1 rRNA gene is annotated in these 1109 nt (G+C 50.0%); it reads left to right on the top strand.

The features are described 5' to 3' along the window. Positions 1-1046: ribosomal RNA gene (locus tag FN831_RS27470) — 16S ribosomal RNA — on the top strand; the annotation flags it as partial. Positions 1047-1109 lie beyond the last annotated feature (63 nt).

Here is a 1109-nt window from a genome sequence, read left to right as displayed (position 1 = left end):
GTACCGAAGGAATAAGGATCGGCTAACTCCGTGCCAGCAGCCGCGGTAATACGGAGGATCCAAGCGTTATCCGGATTTATTGGGTTTAAAGGGTGCGTAGGCGGCTTTTTAAGTCAGGGGTGAAAGACGGTAGCTCAACTATCGCAGTGCCTTTGATACTGAAGAGCTTGAATGGACTAGAGGTAGGCGGAATGTGACAAGTAGCGGTGAAATGCATAGATATGTCACAGAACACCGATTGCGAAGGCAGCTTACTATGGTTTAATTGACGCTGAGGCACGAAAGCGTGGGGATCAAACAGGATTAGATACCCTGGTAGTCCACGCCCTAAACGATGAATACTCGCTGTTAGCGATACACAGTTAGCGGCTAAGCGAAAGCGTTAAGTATTCCACCTGGGGAGTACGGTCGCAAGATTGAAACTCAAAGGAATTGACGGGGGCCCGCACAAGCGGAGGAGCATGTGGTTTAATTCGATGATACGCGAGGAACCTTACCCGGGCTTGAAAGTTAGTGAATCATTTAGAGATAGATGAGTCCGCAAGGACACGAAACTAGGTGCTGCATGGCTGTCGTCAGCTCGTGCCGTGAGGTGTTGGGTTAAGTCCCGCAACGAGCGCAACCCCTATGTTTAGTTGCCAGCACGTAATGGTGGGGACTCTAAACAGACTGCCTGTGCAAACAGAGAGGAAGGAGGGGACGACGTCAAGTCATCATGGCCCTTACGTCCGGGGCTACACACGTGCTACAATGGATGGTACAGAGGGCAGCAAGCTGGCAACAGCAAGCAAATCTCCAAAAGCCATTCACAGTTCGGATAGAGGTCTGCAACTCGACCTCTTGAAGTTGGATTCGCTAGTAATCGTATATCAGCAATGATACGGTGAATACGTTCCCGGGCCTTGTACACACCGCCCGTCAAGCCATGGAAGTTGGGGGTACCTAAAGTATGTAACCGCAAGGAGCGTCCTAGGGTAAAACCGATAACTGGGGCTAAGTCGTAACAAGGTAGCCGTACCGGAAGGTGCGGCTGGAATACCTCCTTTCTGGAGCAAGACTAACTGCCTGTTCTGCGTAAATGATATAAATGACAATAAAATCTCAAAAGG

The sequence above is a fragment of the Pedobacter westerhofensis genome (assembly GCF_900182595.1).
GTDB lineage: Bacteria > Bacteroidota > Bacteroidia > Sphingobacteriales > Sphingobacteriaceae > Pedobacter > Pedobacter westerhofensis.
The sequence above is the reverse complement of the archived record's forward strand: the minus strand, read 5'-3'. Positions and strand labels throughout refer to the sequence as shown.